The sequence below is a fragment of the Cryobacterium lactosi genome, from assembly GCF_004403945.1.
In the GTDB taxonomy this organism is placed as follows: Bacteria; Actinomycetota; Actinomycetes; order Actinomycetales; family Microbacteriaceae; genus Cryobacterium; species Cryobacterium lactosi.
Genome location: NZ_SOHM01000002.1, coordinates 140,360 through 156,050, shown reverse-complemented (window position 1 = coordinate 156,050; position 15,691 = coordinate 140,360). Strand labels below are relative to the sequence as shown.

Annotated in this window: 15 protein-coding genes, 1 tRNA gene and 1 pseudogene; 6 read left to right on the top strand and 11 right to left on the bottom strand. The window is 69.4% G+C overall.

What is annotated here, in order from left to right; all coding sequences use genetic code 11:
• The first annotated feature begins 248 nt into the window (after nt 1–248).
• The gene (locus tag E3T61_RS00875) at nt 249–518 is read left to right on the top strand and encodes a hypothetical protein (protein ID WP_134639034.1); all 270 of its coding nucleotides are present in this window, start codon (nt 249–251) and stop codon (nt 516–518) included.
• Between the two features lie 247 nt (nt 519–765).
• Here E3T61_RS00875 and E3T61_RS00870 read toward each other — a convergent pair whose 3' ends face one another.
• The 6 genes from E3T61_RS00870 to E3T61_RS00845 form a co-directional block, all read right to left on the bottom strand.
• Entirely contained in the window at nt 766–1,761 is a 996-nt protein-coding gene (locus tag E3T61_RS00870; protein ID WP_134639033.1) for a Gfo/Idh/MocA family protein, read from the bottom strand.
• Between the two features lie 61 nt (nt 1,762–1,822).
• Nucleotides 1,823–1,897: transfer RNA gene (locus E3T61_RS00865), tRNA-Arg, on the bottom strand.
• Nucleotides 1,898–2,036: 139 nt separating this feature from the next.
• On the bottom strand, nt 2,037–3,182 hold the full coding sequence (locus E3T61_RS00860) for a CHAP domain-containing protein (protein ID WP_134639032.1): 1,146 nt from the start codon (nt 3,180–3,182) through the stop codon (nt 2,037–2,039).
• Nucleotides 3,183–3,327: 145 nt separating this feature from the next.
• Nucleotides 3,328–3,831, bottom strand: coding sequence for an HNH endonuclease (locus tag E3T61_RS00855; RefSeq protein WP_134639031.1), 504 nt, complete (start codon nt 3,829–3,831; stop codon nt 3,328–3,330).
• 366 nt (nt 3,832–4,197) lie between these two features.
• Nucleotides 4,198–4,875, bottom strand: coding sequence for a C40 family peptidase (locus tag E3T61_RS00850; protein WP_134639030.1), 678 nt, complete (start codon nt 4,873–4,875; stop codon nt 4,198–4,200).
• Between the two features lie 423 nt (nt 4,876–5,298).
• Nucleotides 5,299–6,006: an iron-dependent transcriptional repressor DtxR gene (locus E3T61_RS00845; protein WP_134639029.1), complete on the bottom strand. Its 708-nt coding sequence runs from the start codon at nt 6,004–6,006 to the stop codon at nt 5,299–5,301.
• Nucleotides 6,007–6,080: 74 nt separating this feature from the next.
• Here E3T61_RS00845 and serC point away from each other — a divergent pair, with 74 nt between their 5' ends.
• Nucleotides 6,081–7,196 (top strand): phosphoserine transaminase, encoded by a 1,116-nt coding sequence (serC, locus tag E3T61_RS00840; RefSeq protein ID WP_134639028.1) that lies wholly within the window; start codon nt 6,081–6,083, stop codon nt 7,194–7,196.
• 6 nt (nt 7,197–7,202) lie between these two features.
• A pseudogene (locus E3T61_RS22215) lies at nt 7,203–7,370 on the top strand (DUF2530 domain-containing protein); the annotation flags it as partial.
• Here the strand turns inward: E3T61_RS22215 and E3T61_RS00835 are convergent.
• Both E3T61_RS00835 and E3T61_RS00830 read right to left on the bottom strand, forming a co-directional pair.
• A complete protein-coding gene (locus E3T61_RS00835; RefSeq protein WP_166793111.1) occupies nt 7,299–8,162 on the bottom strand; it encodes a DUF3027 domain-containing protein in 864 nt (287 codons plus the stop codon). The pseudogene E3T61_RS22215 and the gene E3T61_RS00835 overlap by 72 nt on opposite strands.
• Nucleotides 8,155–8,535, bottom strand: a complete 381-nt coding sequence (locus E3T61_RS00830) for a cold-shock protein (protein WP_134639026.1) — start codon at nt 8,533–8,535, stop codon at nt 8,155–8,157. Before E3T61_RS00830 ends, E3T61_RS00835 begins: the two co-directional genes overlap by 8 nt.
• 94 nt (nt 8,536–8,629) lie before the next feature.
• Here E3T61_RS00830 and E3T61_RS00825 point away from each other — a divergent pair, with 94 nt between their 5' ends.
• The 3 genes from E3T61_RS00825 (at nt 8,630) to E3T61_RS00815 (ending at nt 12,481) form a co-directional block, all read left to right on the top strand.
• Nucleotides 8,630–8,905, top strand: coding sequence for a multidrug ABC transporter ATPase (locus tag E3T61_RS00825; protein WP_134639025.1), 276 nt, complete (start codon nt 8,630–8,632; stop codon nt 8,903–8,905).
• 5 nt (nt 8,906–8,910) lie between these two features.
• Nucleotides 8,911–10,758 carry a helicase-associated domain-containing protein gene (locus tag E3T61_RS00820; RefSeq protein WP_134639024.1) on the top strand — a complete coding sequence of 616 codons (1,848 nt, stop codon included), beginning with the start codon at nt 8,911–8,913 and terminating at the stop codon, nt 10,756–10,758.
• 64 nt (nt 10,759–10,822) lie between these two features.
• Complete coding sequence (locus E3T61_RS00815; RefSeq protein ID WP_134639023.1) at nt 10,823–12,481, top strand: DNA repair helicase XPB; 1,659 nt, start codon at nt 10,823–10,825, stop codon at nt 12,479–12,481.
• 34 nt (nt 12,482–12,515) lie between these two features.
• Here the strand turns inward: E3T61_RS00815 and E3T61_RS00810 are convergent, their stop codons facing one another.
• Genes E3T61_RS00810 through E3T61_RS00800 form a run of 3 tightly spaced genes read right to left on the bottom strand, consistent with a single transcriptional unit; the run spans nt 12,516 to nt 15,488 of the window.
• Nucleotides 12,516–13,238, bottom strand: coding sequence for a pyrimidine reductase family protein (locus E3T61_RS00810; protein ID WP_134639022.1), 723 nt, complete (start codon nt 13,236–13,238; stop codon nt 12,516–12,518).
• Nucleotides 13,238–14,146, bottom strand: coding sequence for a dihydropteroate synthase (gene folP, locus E3T61_RS00805; protein ID WP_134639021.1), 909 nt, complete (start codon nt 14,144–14,146; stop codon nt 13,238–13,240). The genes E3T61_RS00810 and folP overlap by 1 nt, the downstream gene beginning before the upstream one ends.
• A gap of 49 nt (nt 14,147–14,195) precedes the next feature.
• Nucleotides 14,196–15,488: an NAD(P)/FAD-dependent oxidoreductase gene (locus E3T61_RS00800; protein WP_134639020.1), complete on the bottom strand. Its 1,293-nt coding sequence runs from the start codon at nt 15,486–15,488 to the stop codon at nt 14,196–14,198.
• Nucleotides 15,489–15,691 lie beyond the last annotated feature (203 nt).

Here is a 15,691-nt window from a genome sequence, read left to right as displayed (position 1 = left end):
CGGCCAGTAGGTAACCCACCGGTCCAGACGGTGGTGACGCTCTCGAAGCCCGACCAGGCAGCATCCGCACCCGTGTGAATTCGCACCCGTTCGCATCCCTCTGCCCGGGTCACTCACCCCGTGAGCGGCGCGCACTCCGCGAGTCGCCCTCATGCCGCCCTGCGCGGCCACCCTTCATTCGGCGAGCCCGAACGCGCTGTCGAGCGCCCGGGTTCTTCCGAACCGTCCTATTAAAGGAATGCATCATCATGAATACCCAATTGGCGCCCGCTGAGGGCCGCCACGACCACCCACCCCAACCCGTCCGCTCCCCCGAGGCGCATCCGCTGCGCCGCGTGGGCCTGGTCGATCGCGCCGCCATGCACCTCGGCGTCGCGCTGATCCATTGGGGACGTCGGCCCGTCCGGGCACGCCGCCGCGAACGCCCCACTCTCGCCCCCGAATCGATCCAGGCCCGCCGGGAGCTGGACCGGGTGAGAGACGAGTACCTGGTGTTGAAGCTGACCCAGTTCCGATGACCGGCGCACCCAGCACCGCCGCCGCGGCTCCGGTCGCGGCGGCGGACTGCGGTCTTACCTTGCCGGACCCCGTCGCACCCCGTCGACGCCGGCGGGCGGGTGCCGCGCCGCTAGGCGGGTGGCGCGCCACCCGCCTAGCGGCGCCTGACCCGCATACCGCCTCGCGACCCCGCCGTGACCGCCGGGAGAACGTTGTGAGCACGCCGCGACCGCGTTGTGGCCGCGTCGTGACCGGCTCCGGATGTGCTCAGCCGCGTGGCGCCGCGTCGAGTCCGGCCCGCCACTGGCCGAGCAGCCGGGCGATGGTGCGGCTGTGCGCCCACGGCACCTCAGGCGCCTCGGTCCGGCCGTCCCGCAGCGCCAGCGACACGGCGTCGGCCTCCGCGGCGAACGGATCCACCGTCGCCGGCTCGACGACACTGTCGCCGCCGGAGGTGCGCACGCTGAATGACGCCGCCGATGCGGACCGGCTGCCGAACACGTCGGGCAGCTCGATGATCCCGGCGCTCCCGCTCAGCGTCGCCGATCTCGGCAACTCGGTGACGATGGAACACGCCACCTCCGCCGTGAAGCCGTGCGCCGACACCGTCGCGGTGGCCTGCTCATCCACCCCGGTCTCTCCGACCCGTCCCTCGACGGCCGTGAGCGTCAAGTCGGCCGGGTCGAGGCCGGCGGCGGCGGCGAGTCCCACCGCGAGTGACACCGGGTAGCCGCCCACGTCGAGAATGGCGCCGCCGGCCAGGTCCGGATCGAACAGTCGGCCCGTGCGCTGGCCCGCGGCGAAGCCGAACGACGCGGTCAACCGCAGCCCGGTACCCACCGCGTTGTCGGCGACCGCCGCGTCCAGCGCCCGCGCGAACGGTCCGAAGCGGTGCTTGTACGCCTCCACGAACGGCAGCCCGGAGGCCGCCGCCTGCGCCAGGACCCGCTCCACCTCCGCCGGCGTGGGCGCCACCGGCTTCTCGCACAGCACGGCCTTGCCGGCCAGGAGCGCGGCCACCGCGAGATCCGCGTGGGTCGTGTTCACCGTGGAGATGTACACGGCGTCGATGTCATCCCGGGCGAGGAGTTCCTCGTACGTCCCGGTGATGGGCGCACCGTGCTCCGTGGCGAATGCGGCCGCCCGACCGGGGTTCGTGCTGCCGACAGCGTGCAGGATGCCGTGGGCCGAGTTGGGCAGCGCCCGTGCGAACCAGCCGCCGATATCGCCCGGTCCAAGGATCGCCCACCGCGTAGTCTTCATCCCTCGACGGTACAGCCTTGGCCGGTGAACCGGCACTTGGCCGGCTGTTCGGTGTCGTGCGTGGTGCCCCTGGAGGGACTCGAACCCCCAACCCTTTCCTTAGGACGGAACTGCTCTTCCATTGAGCTACAGAGGCTGACCGGGAAAGTTTAGCCGGTATCCGCGCCCGATGAGCCCACCCAGGCCGCGTTCCCCGAGTTGCCCTCGTGCGGACCACGTGCCCGGGTACAGCAGGGCAACTCGTCCGCAGCGGGGCAAGCGGCCGGACTGGCGCCTTAGGTCGGCGGGTAGAGGTAGACCGGCACCTCGCTGATCGGCACGGTGCGCGTGTGATAAGCGTGCGAGCCCATCCAGTTGTATTCCTCGAGCACGACGGTGCCGTCGCCCGGGACGGACTGCACGTAGGCGACGTGGTTGTAGGTGAACCAGGCCACAGCGCCCACGACGGGCGCCTTGCTGCTGGCCCACCCCTTGTTCGACCAGGCGTTGGCCCAGGCGGATGCGTTGCCGCCGCCGGGCGTCATCGTCGACCAGGTCCACTTGAACGAGCTGGTGGCGCCGGCGTCACGGTTGAGCCGCCAAGCCACGAAGTCCACGCACTCGCGGTAGTAATAGCCCAGCGGGGAGAGCCCGCCACCCTGGGATTCCGTGGCAGCCTCGCGCCACGGATAGTCGTCGCCCTCGGCCCGGATGCCGATCACGGCATAGTCGGCCGCGGCGGCACGGGCGTCTTCTGCGGCCTGCTGCTGCACGAGATCCGCCTGAATGCCGGCCTCGATGTCATCGAGTTCGGCCTGGCTCGTGGCGGTGAACCCGTCGGCCGAGATGCTCACGGCGGCAGCGGCGGCGGCCACGGTGAGCGCCTGGGTGTCGCCGGAGGCCTTGGCGCTGACGAGGGCCGAGCCGCCCTGCGGCGAGAACGCGTAGGCGGGGAGGGCGGCGGTGAGGAAGATCGCTGGGATCGCCAGCAGGGTCACGATCTTCGCGACCGATTTGCGGCGCTTGACGGGACGGCTGGTCCGGGCGCCGGCCGGTGACGTGGGTGCCGCGGTGACGGAGCGGAGCCGGACGGGGCGCAGGCGGCCGACGTGCGGGGGAACCGGGCTGGTGGGCGCCGTCGGCGCGGAGGCGGACGACTGCGGGCCGAGGTCGGAGGTCGGGGTGCTCGCGCTCTCGACGACGACGGCCAGGTCCGGCGATACCGACAGGACCGGGACCGGCGGGACGGGAACGGCGGGAATGACGGTGGTCGGAGCCGGCGGAGTGTCGACGGCCTCGGCGGTCGGCGTCTCGGCGGCAGTCTCTGCTGTGGCGGCTGCGGCGGTCGAGGCCTCAGCGGCTTCGCGCTGCGCTCGGGCCTCGCGGCGCGTGAGAAGCGGGCCGACGCCCTCGGGCGAGCCGGCGGGGCCGGAATGAGTCACAGATAATCCTCTAAACAGCCGCTACCGGAGGGGGACTTCACAACCTTAGGCGATGGGCAGGGCCCGTGTCACCTTGAGCGTTACGTTTTCGTGACAATGGCACGACAAAGGGGTGCACATCCACAAATCCTTGTCGATCGAAGGGTCACGCGGCGGCGGCCGGAACGAGGAACTCGTCCCACTGCGGCACCGAATGCTCCACCCCGCTGACCACCCAGGTGGTGCCCTGCGGCATCCGCGGGTTGAAACGCAGGTCCCAGCCCATCTCGGCGGGCGTGCGGTCGCTCTTCAGATTGTTGCAGCGCAGGCAGCAGGCCACCAGGTTGTCCCAGGTGTCCCGGCCGCCGCGGGACCGCGGCTGCACGTGGTCGATGGTGCTGGCGCTCTTGCCGCAGTAGCAGCAGCGGTGGTCGTCACGCCGCAGCACCCCGCGCCGGCTCACCGGCACGGCCCGCGACCGCGGGAGGCGCACGTAGCGGGTGAGCAGGATGACGCTCGGCCGGTCCCAGGACTCCGTTGCCGCCCAGACCGGGTGACCTTGATCCGCCTGAATGATTGTTGCCTTCTGGTTCATGACGAGTACGAGTGCCCGTTTGAACGACACGACTGCGAGGGGTTCATATCCCGCGTTGAGGACCAGTGTGCGCATGCGCTCCCTTTCGAAAAAGGCTGGACGGCTTCCAGCCATTCGAACTGCTGCCTGGCGTGCGCGGGGAGGAGATTTGGGCAAACAAAAAGGGCGTCGTCATCATGACAACGCCCCGCGGGCTTCAGTGTGCTGGCGGCACACGAACTCGCAACAGATTTGACTGCCGTGCCGCAGCGCGAAGTGTCCGCGCACATCCATGGTGTGGATCGTGCGTAGCTTGCGCATTGGCTCTCCCAAAATCCCGCAGAACATCAGGGCATCAGGTTAACCCACAAATGGTGCACCACGTAAATCGTGGCGCACCATTTGTGCTAGGCGTTACCCAGTGTTTACCGAAGGCGGGTTCTCAGCGTGTCGTTCGGCGGCTCAGATGCCCAGGCGCACGATGTAGTAGTCGCTGGTCCAGATCGGCTGCACCCGCACCGACGCCCCTTCATACGGGGCGTGCAGGATGTTGCCGTTGCCGGCGTAGAACCCGTCGTGTCCGTCCATGATCACCAGGTCGCCCGGCTGGGCGTCGGCCAGGGCGATGCGGGTGCCGGCTGCGCCCTGCCCGGTGGAGGAATGCGGCAGAGAAATACCGAACTGCGCATACACGTACATCACGAAGCCTGAGCAGTCGAAGCCGGCCGGGGTGGCGCCGCCGTAGACATAGGGCACCCCCTGGTACTGCAACGCGACGTTGTACACGGATGAGAGGCTGAAACTCGGATACGCCGGGCTGGCCAGGTAGTCCGCCGCGGACGGGCCGGTGTACGACGCCGCGTAGGTGGTCATCGAGGTCGCGGCGGCGGCACGGGCGGCTTCGGCCGCTACGGCCGCTTCCGCGGCGTCGGCGGCGTCGATCTCCGCCTGCGGCGTGGCCGAGAAGGCGTCCTGCGCGACCGTGACCGTTGCGGCCGCCTCATCGACGGCGACCTTCTGGGCGCCGGCCTTGGTGAGCTCGGTGGCATCCGTGGCAGCGAAGTTGCCCTCGGCATCCGCCGGGGCGAACGCGTAGGCAGGCAGAGCCATGGTGGCAACGAGGCCGGCTGCCAGGGTCATCATCACGACGTGACCCGTGGCGCTACGCCGCTTGGAGCGCTTGACTGGCGCCCCCGGCGGCAGCACGACACGGGGTCCCACCTCCGTTTGCGCTGAGCGCATCGGATCGGTGGTGGCGGGTCGCACGGTCACAGCCGTGGAACGTCGACCGCTTCGGGGCAGTCTTCTACCTAATGGGGACAAGTCGAACCTCCGGCGCCTCGACAACACTAGGTAGTTGCCCCGTCCGATGCGCGTGAACGCGTGGAGTTTCCGCGGCAAGAGACGGGCAGGGTAGAGGCGTCTTGCGCGGGCCCGATGACCGGTCTCTGATCTGTGGGCAGATCCGAGGCTACGTGACCAATTCGCGTTTGTCACCCCAAATGGACGAAATCTAACGAATTGGTAACGAGACTGTGAATTTCTGCAGAACCCCTGGTGCGGTCAGGAGACGGCGACGGGGGTCGTCACAAAGATGTGACCGGCGACCTCATTGGGCAACTCCAGGCCGTCGCCGAAACCTTCGACCTGCACCAGAACGTAGGAACCGACCGCGGAGAACACGCCGGTGTTGCCCGGCAGCACGCCGGACTGCTTGAGCTGGGCCAGGAGTTCGGGGTCGAACTGCACGGGCTCCCCCAGCCGACGGATGACGGCGCTGACGGGCGCAGCCGATGCCGCCACGACGTCGAGCAGGTTGGTGACGCCGGCCATGAACGCCACGGCCGGGGAGTCGCCCAGCTCGTCGAGGCCGGGGATCGGGTTGCCGTACGGGGATTCGGTGGGGTGACCGAGGATTTCGAGGATCTTGCGTTCGACCTGCTCGCTCATCACGTGCTCCCAGCGGCAGGCTTCGTCATGGACGAACTCCCACTCGAGGCCGATGACGTCGCTGAGAAGGCGCTCCGCGAGTCGGTGCTTGCGCATCACGTGCACGGCCTTGCTGCGGCCGGTCAGGGTGAGCTCGAGGTGGCGGTCGCCGGAGACGACAACGAGACCGTCGCGCTCCATCCGTGCCACGGTCTGGGACACCGTCGGGCCGGAGTGGCCCAGCCGCTCGGAGATCCGGGCGCGGAGGGGAACGATGTTCTCCTCCTCCAGGTCGAGGATTGTGCGGAGATACATTTCGGTCGTGTCGATAAGGTCAGTCATCCGCAGCCTCCCGCTCGGCCATATGTGCAACGCCACAACACTACCCGTGCGAACCGGGCAACTAGAATCCTGTTATGCCGGACATACAGATCCCCACAGAATTGCTGCCCGCCGACGGACGTTTTGGCTGCGGCCCGTCCAAGATCCGCCAGGAGCAGCTTGACTACCTCTCTGGTGCCGGCGCGAGCATTCTGGGCACCTCCCACCGCCAGGCACCTGTGAAGAACCTGGTCGGGCGCGTTCGCACCGGCCTCACCGACCTGTTCCGCGCCCCGGCGGGCTACGAGCTCATCATGGGCAACGGCGGCTCGACCGCGTTCTGGGACGCCGCCGCGTTCTCGCTCATCGAAACCCGCGCGCAGAACCTCGTCTTCGGCGAGTTCGGCGGCAAGTTCGCCGCAGCCGCCGCCGCCCCGTTCCTCACCGCTCCCGATGTGATCAAGTCGGCGCCGGGCTCACGTGCCACCGCCGTGCCCACCGAGGGCATCGACGTCTACGCCTGGCCGCAGAACGAGACGTCTACGGGCGTCATGGCTCCGGTCACCCGGGTGCAGGGCGACGCGGGTGCGCTCACCGTGATCGACGCCACGAGCGCCGCCGCCGGCATCGACTTCGAGGCCGACCAGGCGGATGTCTACTACTTCGCCCCTCAGAAGAACCTCGCCTCCGACGGTGGCATCTGGTTGGCGCTGTTCTCCCCCGCCGCCATCGAGCGGGTCGAACGCATCGCCGCCAGCGGCCGGTACATCCCGGAGTTCCTCAGCCTGAAGAACGCCATCGACAACTCCCGGCTCAACCAGACGCTGAACACGCCCGCCGTGTCGACGCTGCTGCTCATGGAGAACCAGCTCGACTGGATCAACGGCAACGGTGGACTCGCCTGGGCGTCCGCACGCACGACCGAGTCCTCGTCGGTGCTCTACGACTGGGCCGCAACCGTCGACTACGCCACGCCGTTCGTGACCGACCCGAGCCACCGCTCACAGGTCGTCGCCACGATCGACTTCGACGACAGCATCGACGCCGCGGCCATCGCGAAGGTCCTGCGCGCCAACGGCATCGTCGACACCGAGCCGTACCGCAAGCTCGGCCGCAACCAGCTGCGTGTCGCGACCTTCACGGCCATCGACCCGGCGGATGTGCGAAAGCTCGTCTCGTCGATCGAATACGTTGTGGCCAACCTGGCCTAGTCGCCCATGCGCCTCTGGCTCAAAGACAGCGAAAGACGGCCGGACCCGCTGCCCGCCCGCGCTAATGCGCGTAAAGCGGTGGCAGCGGGTTCGGCCGGCTGGCTAGTCCTGCTGGTGCTGACTCTCGTTTTCCGAGCTGAACTGGATGACGCCGGCCTGGGCTGGTGGCTGTGGTGCGCCGTCATCGGTCTGGGCCTCGGCCTCTGCGGCCTCGGCTTCGTGATGTTCAGACGCCACTAGAGCCTCGTCCACGTCGATCCCGTCGAGAACGTCGACGCCGTTGTCGACGGCGTCGTCGGACTCGGCGCTCTCGTCGTCATCGTCACTGTCATCATCATCGTGGTCGTCATCGTCGTCGTCGTCGTCGTCGTCGTGGTCATCGTCGTCGTGGTCATCGTCGTCGTGGTCATCGTCGTCGTCGTCGTCGTGGTCGTCATCGTCGTCGTCGTCGTCGTCCCCGGCCAGTCCGGCGGCGGCGAGTTCCTCGGCCACCTTGGAGTCGGCGAGCCGGTCGCTCCACGGCACCCACTCGGGAGCGAGCAGGGAATCGTCGCCGGGCATCAGCTCGGTTTCCAGAACCTGCGGCGCGGAGTCCTCGTCGACGCGGGTCAGGCTGACGGTCCAACGCCAGCCCGGGTACCCGGTCATCAGGCAGTCGAAGAGCAGCGACAGTACGTGCTCGCCCTCGACGATGTAGCCGAGCGGTTCGCCGATCGTGTCGGCCGGCGTGATCAGTTCGAGGGCCGTCCTGGCCTGGTCGACCGCGTCCACGAGCACCTCATCGGCCTCGAACACCTCGTCGTCGTCCAGCTCCGCGACGTCCTCGACGGACTCGGCCGGTGCCGCATCCGTCTGGCCGGGCTCGGCGGTCGCCGCTACCTCGTCGACGGTGGTCTCGACGGCCGGGTCCTTGGCCGCAGCGACCGGCGTGGCCTTGGGCGGAGTGGGGTCGAAGGGATCAAGCATCCAGTTCCTCGGCGACCTTACGCAGCACGGCTGCGATCTTCTTGCTGTGCGCGGCGTCGGGGTACCGGCCGCGGCGCAGGCTCGACCCGATGCCATCGAGCAGCTTCACCAAGTCCTCGACGATGATGGCCATGTCGTCGGCCGGCTTGCGGCTCAACTTGGCCAGGCTCGGCGGAGCCTCGATCACACGCACGGACAGCGCCTGGGCGCCCCGCTTGCCATCGGCGATGCCGAACTCGAGCTTCATCCCGGCCTTCACCGTCACTCCGGCGGGCACCGCAGACGCGTGCAGGAAGACTTCGTGGCCGTCATCGGAACTGATGAAGCCAAAACCCTTCTCCTCGTCGTAGAACTTGACTTTGCCGGTGGGCATCTGAACCTCGCTGTGATTTTGAGGCGCGCAGAATACGCGCCGCTTCACTCAGCATATTCTGTTGTAGCTGACTATGCCCCGTATCCTTAGGTCTGTGACCACTCAAACTCCACACGACCCGGGCCGGCTCGAAAAGATCCTGGCGTACATGGTCGCGGGCGTGGTCGGGCTCTCGATCCTGGCCTTCCTCGCCGTGATCCTCGGCACCGCTGCCGGTGCCGGCGACAACGACGGGTTCAGCACGGGCGTCTGGCCCGCCGTGCTCACCCTGCCCCTGTTCGGTCTTCCCCTCGGCTTCCTGCTGATCATCACCTTGATGGTCGTCAGCGGAATCCGCCGCGCTCGCGAGGCTCGACAGAAAATGGAGTAGCCACCATGCTGACGCTCGCCTCACGCCTCCGCGCACTGAACGACGCAGCACTGCGCCGCACGATCGCTCTCCGATCGGTGAATCCCCACGGCATCCACGACTTCTTCGACCTCGCCGAGGCCCTCCTCGACCCCGCCGCGATTCAGGTGACGCTGTCGCATCTGGACCGCAGCACGCTGGCCGTCCTGGCGGTGGCCTCTGATCTCGGCGCTCCCTCGCTGGACGAGCTGGTCGAACGGCTGGCCGACCTCGGCCACGACACCCAGGACGCCGCCGACATCTGTGCACGCGTCACGCACCTCGACGAGCTGATGCTGCTGACCCGCACGGACGACTCCGTGCGACCGTATCCCGCCGTCACCGCGCGCCTGCGCGCCTGGCCGGAGGAAGGACTGCCCGGCACCGCCGACCTGGCCGGTGTGCCCGCACCCACCGCGCTGGCCCCGCTGTCGGCGACCGACGGCCGGTTCACCGAACGGCTGGCCGCCGAACGCGCCTTCGCCGCCGTCTCGTCGATCGCCGAACTGCTCACCGAACTCGGTCAGGAGCCGGCCCGGGAACTCAGCCGGGGCGGCCTCGGACTGCCAGACACCAAACGCCTCGCCATGGCCATGCGGGTCGACATCGACGCCGTCGCCCCGCTGGTGGGCATCGCCGCCCGCGCCGAGCTGGTCGCCCTCGGCGCCGGTTACTGGTCCCAATCCGCCGCCGGGGTCGACTGGCTGGTCATGAGTGCCTCCGAGCGCTGGGGTGTCCTCGCCGCGTCCTGGCTCGGCGTCCTGCCCGCCGACGTGCGGCAGATCCTCGCCCAGCGACCCGGCGTGGCCTGGGGCGACGCCATGCACCGGTTTGTGGCCTGGCTGTACCCGGCCGGCGGCACTTGGATGGACGAACGCATCGCCGCCTTCGCCCGCGACGCCGAGTTGATCGGCATCACGGCGAGGCAGACGACCAGTGCGGCCGGCGCATCCGTGTTGGTCGGCGACATCGACGCCGCCATCGCCACGATCACGGCCTCGCTGCCCGCCGAGGTAGGCACCGTCTACCTGCAACACGACCTCTCGATCGTCGCGCCCGGCCCGCTCTCGGCGTCGATCGACGCCCGGCTGCGCACCTTCGCGGATGTTGAGAGCCGCGAGTTGGCCTCCAGCTACCGGCTGAGTGGCGCGTCGGTCAACCGGGCCCTGGCCGCCGGCGACGACGCGGAGTCCATCCTGCAGTTCCTGTCCGCGATCTCCCTCACCGGCGTTCCCCAGCCGGTGGACTACCTCATCCGTGACGCCGCCGACAGGTATGGCCGGGTGCGGGTGGGCAGCGTCGACCCGGCGGACCCGGCCGGGCCCAGCTACGTGTCTTCCGACGACTCCGCGGTGCTCGGCGCCATTGCCGTCGACCAGACGTTCACTGCCCTGGCCTTTGAGTCGGTCTCCGACACCCGGCTGACCAGCGCGCACCCGGCCGACGCCGTGTTCTGGGCCCTCACCGACGCCCGGTACCCCGTCGCCGCCGAGAACGCGGCCGGCGAGGTGGTGCACCCGCGCCGGCACCCTGTCGTGCGGCCCACCCGAACCGAACTGCCCGACCCCACGATCGCTCTCGTCGAGGAGTTGCGCGCCACCGACGGCGGCGAAGCCAAGGCCGCGAACGCGTGGCTGGCCCGGCAGTTGGACTCGGCCATCAAGCACCGGGAGACCGTGCTGGTGAGCGTGCGGATGCCCGACGGCGATGTCGTGGACTACCTCCTCGAGCCGGCCAGCGTCGGCGGCGGCCGTTTCCGAGCCAGGGACCGGCGGGCCGATATCGAACGGACCCTGCCGCTCTCCAGCGTCGTCAGCATCGTTCCCGCCCCCTGACCGGCGGCGCACCCCCGGACGCGGGTAGGCACGCTCGCATCGCACGGGCGTAGCATTGACGCTTATGTCCGATGGCCCGCTGATCGTCCAAAGTGACCGCACGGTTCTGCTCGAAGTCGCGCATCCTCTGGCGGAGGATGCCCGGCACGACCTGGCCGTCTTCGCCGAGCTTGAGCGTGCACCTGAGCACATCCACACCTACCGGATCACCCGGCTCGGCCTCTGGAATGCGCGGGCGGCGGGGCACGACGCGGCGAATATGCTCGCCACTCTCACGAAGTACTCCAAATTCGCGATCCCGCAGACCGTCACCGTCGATCTCGAGGAGACGGTGGGACGGTACGGCCGCCTGGTCATCGACCGGGACGCCGAGGGAGCGCTCGTTCTGCGCAGCCTGGACGCCCCGGTGCTCACCGAGGTGGCGGCCGCGCGAAAGATCGCCCCGTTGCTGGTCGGCCAGCCCACCCCGGACTCGTTCCTGGTGGCTCCGTGGGCCCGCGGCCAGCTCAAACAGGAACTGGTCAAGCTCGGCTGGCCCGCCGAGGACCTCGCCGGCTACACGCCGGGCACCCCGCACGACATCGCCCTGCTCGAAGACGGCTGGGCGTTGCGCGACTACCAGAACAAAGCCGTGGCCAATTTCTTCGAGGCGGGCTCCGGTGTTGTGGTGCTGCCCTGCGGCGCCGGCAAGACCCTGGTGGGCGCGGGCGCGATGGCGACCGCCAAGACCAACACCCTGATCCTGGTGACCAACACCGTGTCCGCCCGGCAGTGGCGGGACGAACTGCAAAAGCGCACCACCCTCACCGCGGAGGAGATCGGTGAATACTCCGGTCAGGTGAAGGAGGTCAAACCGGTCACCATCGCCACGTACCAGATCCTCACCGCCAAGCGGAAGGGCGAATACGCGCACCTTGAGCTGCTCGACGCCATGGACTGGGGCCTGGTGATCTACGACGAGGTGCACCTGCTTCCCGCGCCGGTGTTCAAGCTCACCGCCGAGCTGCAGGCCCGCCGGCGGCTCGGCCTGACCGCCACCCTGGTGCGCGAGGACGGCCGGGAGGGCGACGTGTTCAGCCTCATCGGGCCCAAGCGCTTCGACGCCCCGTGGAAGGAGATCGAGGCGCAGGGCTTCATCTCCCCCGCGGCCTGCTTCGAGGTGCGCATCGACCTGCCGCACTCCGAACGGCTCAGCTACGCCGCGGCGCCCGACGACGAACGCTACCGGATGGCCGCCACCGCTCCGGCGAAGCTCGACATCGTCAAGCAGCTGGTGGCGATGCACCCGGGCGAGCGCATCCTGGTGATCGGCCAGTACCTCGACCAGATCGACGAACTTGCCGAGACGCTAGGGGCCCCCAAGCTCACCGGCGCCACCCCGGTCGACGAACGGGAACGGCTGTACCAGGCGTTCCGGGTGGGCGAGGAGAATCTCCTGGTGGTGTCGAAGGTGGCGAACTTCTCGATCGACCTGCCCGAAGCGTCGGTGGCCATCCAGGTGTCGGGGTCGTACGGGTCCCGGCAGGAGGAGGCCCAGCGGCTCGGCCGTCTGCTGCGCCCCAAGGAATCCGGTCTCACCGCGAGCTTCTACACGCTCGTGGCTCGCGACACGGTCGACCAGGACTTCGCCCAGAACCGCCAAAGATTCCTCGCGGAACAGGGTTACTCGTACACAATCCTCGATGCCCACTCCCTAACGCGCCCCACCGTCTCCGCGAACTGAGAGAAAAGCCCCACAAAACGCGAGTTTTCGGGGCTTAACTCACAGTTCGCGGGCGGAGGTAGCGGAGGAGGAGGGTGTCTCCGGCGGGGAGGGCGTGGGCGAGGCGCATCCGCCTGGGCGACGCCTCCGGGGCGCCGGCGATGCGGGGGGCCCGGCCGGACTCGAGCAGCGGAGCCAGGGTGAGGCAGAGCTCGTCCACCGCGTCGGCGGACAGCAGCGAACCGAACAGGCTCGGGCCGCCCTCGCAGAGCACCTGCGGGTAACCGAGCCCGGTGAGGGTCTGCACCATCAAGGCGTGGTCAACGGATCTCTCCCCGCAGACCAGCACGTCGGCGACCGCGGCGAGCGCCGTCCGGCGGTCCGCCGGGGCCTGGGCGTGGGTGATCAGGATCGGGCGGGTGGCGGCGTCGGTGAACACCGGATGGGTCGGGTCCAGGTCGAGCCGGCCGGACACGATCGCCACGGGAGGGTGCTCCGGCAGGGCATGCCTGACTCGCCAGGCCACCGCGTCGGCGCTGAACCGGATCCCGCCGTAGCCCTCGGCGCGCACGGTGCCGGCGCCGACCAGGATCAGATCGGTGAGCATCCGCAGCGTGTCGAAGACCAGCCGGTCGGCGTCGTCGCCGAGCCCGCCGCTGAGGCCGTCGTGAGTGGCGGCGCCGTCCAGGCTGCTGATGAAGTTCACCCGCAGGTGTGGGGTCGTCCGGTCGCCGACCGTGTAGCGGGTCAGCACGTCGCCGGGATCGAGGGTGTGCATCAGGCGAGGTTGTGGCGCAGGTAGGCCGGTTCGCGCCAGCCGAGAATGGCCTCGGTCATCCGCACGGCGTCCACCGCGGCCGACACGTTGTGCACCCGCACGATGCGGGCGCCCTGCAGGATGCAGTACACGGCCGCGGCGAGGGTGCCCTCCACCCGGCTGCCCCTGTCCCGGTTGAGGGTCTCGCCGATGAAGTCCTTGTTCGACACGGCCACCAGGGTGGGCAGGCCGAGTGCGGTGATCTCACCCAGCCGGCGGGTCAGCTCGAGGGAGTGCCGGGTGTTCTTGTTCAGGTCGTGGCCGGGGTCGATGATCAGCCGCTCGGCCGGGACCCCGTGGGCCAGTGCTCGCTCCACCCTGGCCTGCAGGAAGCCGGCGACCTCGCGCACCACGTCGTCGTACTGCGGTGCCGGGTAGGGCGTGCGCGGCCGGGCCAGGCTGTGCGTGATCACCAGGGTGGCGTCGCTGTCCGCGACGACCTCGGCCATCCGCGGGTCGTGCACCCCCGTGGTGTCGTTGATCACATGCGCGCCCGCGTCGATGCTGGCCCTGGCCACGTCGGGGTCGAAGGTGTCCACCGAGATCACCACACCGGCGCCACGCAGCGCGGCGACCACCGGGACCACCCGCTCGATCTCCTCGGCAACGGGCACCGCGGGGCCGGGCGCGAATTTGGCCCCGCCGATGTCGACCCAGTCGGCGCCGTCGGCCACGGCCTGCAGCGCCGCGGCGACGGCGGTGTCGAGCGCGAAGGTGGCGCCCCGGTCGTAGAACGAGTCGGGGGTGCGGTTGATCACCGCCATCACCGCCACTTCGCGGTCGAAGTCGAAGTCACGGCCGTTCAGGCGGCGTACGGGCACGTCCAGCCGAGGCAGGATGGTCCCGGGTGCGGAGGTCGGGCTGGCCATCTGACTCCTCGTGGTGCCGGGCCGCAGCGGGACTGCGACGGGTGTGTGCTCAGGCCGTGCCGGGTGTCGGCTCGAGCAGGTCTTCCAAGGCTATGCTCTCATCCGCGAGTCGGCGCGGGTCCACTCTGACCCTGGACCTGATGAGTCGCTGCACGGTCTCGTTCACATCCCAGACGTTCACGTTCATCCCGGCGACGACCTGCCCGTCGGCGAGCCAGAACGCCACGAATTCCCGGCCGGGCCTATCGCCCCGGAAGACGACATCCGCGTCCCCGGCGAGGTCGGCGAACCCGGAGTACTCCATGCCTAGGTCGAACTGGTCGGTGTAGAAGTACGGGATAGCGGCGTACTCCGTGGTGTCGCCCAGCAGCGCCCGCCCGGCGGCGGCGCCGGCCGTGTCGGCGTTCGCCCAGTGCTCCACCCGGAGCCGGTGGCCAAGGCGGGGGTGGAAGACACTCGCCACGTCCCCGACTGCGAAAATGTCGGGGTCGTCGGTCTGGAAGGTGGCCGACACCGCGATGCCGTTGTCCACGACGAGGCCGGCGCCGAGGGCGAGCTGGGTGTTCGGCGTGGCGCCCAGGCCCACCACCACCAGATCGGCACGAACCAGGGTGCGGTCGCTCAGGCGCACCCCGGTCACCCGGGTGCCGCCGCTGCGGGTCTCCCCCTCCAGCTCCACGACGTCGGTGTTGTTGCCCAGGTGCACCCCGTGGTCACGGTGCAGCTGGTCGAAGACCAAGCCCACCTCGGTGCCGAGCGCGGACTGCAACGGTACGGCGCCGCGGCCCAGCACGATGACATCGTTCCCGTAGCCCTTCGCGGCGGCAGCCACCTCCAGCCCGATCCAGCCGCTGCCGACGATGACCACCCGACGGCCGCCCTCCGACAGCGCGACACGCAACCGGTCGGCATCCTCGACGGTGCGCAGGTAGTAGACCCCGGGCAGGCTCGCCCCCGGTCCAGGGAACGGCCGCGGTGACGCACCGGTGGCCAGCAGCAGTCGCGAATAACGCAGCTCCCGTCCGTCGTCGAGGGTCAGCCGGTGGGCGGCCCGGTCCAGGACCGCGGCCCGGTGCCCGGCAACCCGCTCAACCGCATGCTCGGCGAACCAGCCCAGCGGATGCACGTCCACCGAGTCCCGGTCGGCCGACCCGGCGAGGTACTCCTTCGACAACGGCGGGCGGATGTACGGGGCGGGGACTTCCTCTCCGACCAGCACCAGCCGCCCCTCGAATCCGGCCGCCCGCACGGCCTCGGCCGCCCGCGCACCGGCCAGGCCGGCCCCGGCGATGACCAGGGGTTCGGCATCGTCCCGGCGGTGTCGCGGTGCCGACTCGCTCATGACTGTCCACCCATCCGTCGCCCCAGACCGGCACGCCTCATGCCGGTGCTCTCGTTGCCCGTCGCGGTCGTTCTGTGCGCCACCGTACGGGCAAGTGGTCCTTGACGGAAGGGCCGCCCGCGACAGAGCGTCGGGTTCGCTCATCCGTACCCCAAACGGGGGACTTTGCTAGGCTTGGCAACTTTGCGCCGAAAACGGGCGCA